General features: G+C 56.7%; 2 protein-coding genes. Both read right to left on the bottom strand.

Translation table 11 applies throughout. The features are described 5' to 3' along the window. Positions 1-86: 86 nt before the first annotated feature. Positions 87-872: an IS21-like element helper ATPase IstB gene (gene istB, locus AAIL66_RS24155; RefSeq protein WP_012838594.1), complete on the bottom strand. Its 786-nt coding sequence runs from the start codon at positions 870-872 to the stop codon at positions 87-89. Beyond that, a complete protein-coding gene (istA, locus tag AAIL66_RS24150; protein WP_045840614.1) occupies positions 862-2388 on the bottom strand; it encodes an IS21 family transposase in 1527 nt (508 codons plus the stop codon). Before istA ends, istB begins: the two co-directional genes overlap by 11 nt. Positions 2389-2496: the final 108 nt, after the last annotated feature.

The raw sequence follows: 2496 nt of genomic DNA, 5'->3' as shown, positions 1-2496 counted from the left end.
TGTTAATTTCCACGCATAACTGACCCGCCATTTCCATCTCAAACTGACCCACCCTTTGACTTGAGCCGCAAGGCTCAAGATGTGGATCAGGTTTTGTTTCTCTCCTTCTTCATGGGCGGTTGTTGGACTGCACTGCTGTGCTTGAAGCGGTAGCTGTCGTTGCCTGTTTCCAGAATATGGCAGTGATGGGTCAGGCGGTCCAGCAGGGCCGTGGTCATCTTGGCATCACCAAACACGCTGGCCCATTCGCTGAAGCTCAGGTTGGTGGTGATTACTACGCTGGTGCGTTCGTAAAGCGTCGAGAGCAGATGAAACAGTAGCGCACCGCCAGATGAGCTGAAGGGCAGATAGCCCAGCTCATCGAGAATCACCAGATCCGTATGCACCAGCCTGTGGGCGAGCTGTCCGGCTTTGCCTTGCACTTTCTCTTGCTCCAGCGCATTAACCAACTCAACAGTAGAGAAGAAGCGCACCCTTTGACGGTGGTGCTCAATGGCCTGAATACCCAGTGCTGTAGCAATGTGCGTCTTGCCCGTGCCAGGCCCACCGACAAGCACCACGTTGTTAGCCTTCTCGATGAACTCACAGCGATGAAGGCTGCGTACCAAGGCTTCATTGACCTCACTGTGTGCGAAGTCAAAGCCTGCCAGATCTCTGTAGACCGGGAACCTGGCGACCTTGAGTTGATAGGCAATGGAGCGCACTTCTCGCTCAGCACTCTCTGCCTTGAGCAGTTGCGACAGTATGGGATGTGCTGCTTCAAATGCTGGTGAGCCTTGCTCGGCAAGTTCTGTCACAGCCTGGGCCATGCCAAACATCTTGAGTTGGCGCAGCATGATGATGATCGCAGCAATGGCGGGGTCATGACGCATGGCGCACCTGTCGGAGTTGGTCATAGCGCACGACGTTGGCTTGTGGCTCAACGATCAAGGCCAAGGCTTGGGGTGAATGGATGGGCTCAGGTTCCGGTGTTCCATCAATGAGGCGGTGCAAGATATTGATGATGTGGGTCTTGCGAGGTACGCCATCCTCCAGTGCCAACTCGACAGCGGCCAGGACGGCTTGCTCATCGTGCTGCAACACCAAGGCAAGAACTTCCACCATCTCGCGATCGCCGCCAGGTTGCTTCAGGAGCAAAGCTTGCAGTCGTTTGAATGCGTCTGGCAACTCGGCAAACGGCGCACCGTTGCGCAATGCGCCAGGCTTGCGCTGCAATACGGCCAGGTAATGGCGCCAGTCATAGACCGTACGCCCAGAGCCTTGGTGATTGCGCTCAATGATGCGCGGGTGTTCGCAGACGAGCTGACCTTCGGCCACGACAACCAGGCGGTCGGCATAAACCTGCAAGCTCACGGGCCTGTTGGCATAAGAGGCCGGCACGCTGTAGCGATTGCGCTCGAAGTGAACTAGGCAGGTGGGAGAGACTCGTTTGGCATGCTCGACAAAGCCGTCAAACGGCCGAGGCATGGGCATCAAGGTTGAGCGTTCTTGCTCCCACACATCAGCAAGTGAGCCAGGCAATTGGCCATGCGCAATCTCTTGCCATAACTGTTGACACCGTTGCTCTAGCCAATCGTTGAGGGCTCTGAGTGTTGGAAACGTTGGTACAGATTGCCAGATACGATGGCGAGCGTCCCGAACATTCTTCTCGACCTGTCCCTTCTCCCATCCCGAGGCCGGATTGCAAAACTGTGCCTCGAACAGGAAATGGCTGGCCATAGCACTGAAGCGGGCGTTGACCTCTCTGAGCTTGCCACGGCCGACACGATCAACGGCTGTGCGCATGTTGTCGTAGATCCCTCGCCTAGGGATGCCTCCAAACACCGCAAAGGCACGGTTGTGGGCATCGAACAGCATCTCATGGGTTTGCAGGGGATAGGCCCGCAGATAGAAGGCTCGGCTGTGGCTGAGCTTGAAGTGAGCCACTTGAAGCTTGGTGCGTACACCCGCGATGACAGCCCAATCCTCGCTCCAATCAAACTGGAAGGCTTCTCCAGCGCCGAAGACCAGGGGCACAAAAACGCCTCGCCCTGATGTCTGCTCCGCCGCATGACACTGAGCCTTCCATACTCTGGCAAAGGCAGCGACTCGGTTGTAGGAGCCGGTGTAGCCCAACGCCTGCAAGTCCAGAAACATCTGCTTGATCGTGCGCCGCTGCTTGCGAGAGCGGTTGACTTCTGTACGCAGCCAGCCTGACAGCTTGCTGGCGAAGGGGTCGAGCTTGGTGGCGATGGTGCGCTGTGCAAGTTGAGGTTGCACAACGTCGGAGCGCAAATACTTGCGGATGGTATTGCGAGAAAGCCCAGTTCTGCGGGCGATCTCTCGGATGGACAGGTGCTCACGCAGAGCCCAGCGCCGGATGACACTCAAAGTGGCCACGTCAATCACTCCTGGTCTCCTGCTGCACAAGAAAGCAGCAGGCTAGGGTTAATGCGTGGGTCAGATTGAGATGGAAAAACCGGGGGCTAGTGGGTCACTTCTGGGTGGAAATCAACA

The sequence above is a fragment of the Comamonas sp. F1-6 genome (assembly GCF_039581415.1).
Taxonomy (GTDB): Bacteria; Pseudomonadota; Gammaproteobacteria; order Burkholderiales; family Burkholderiaceae_C; genus Comamonas; species Comamonas thiooxydans.
The sequence above is the reverse complement of the archived record's forward strand: the minus strand, read 5'-3'. Positions and strand labels throughout refer to the sequence as shown.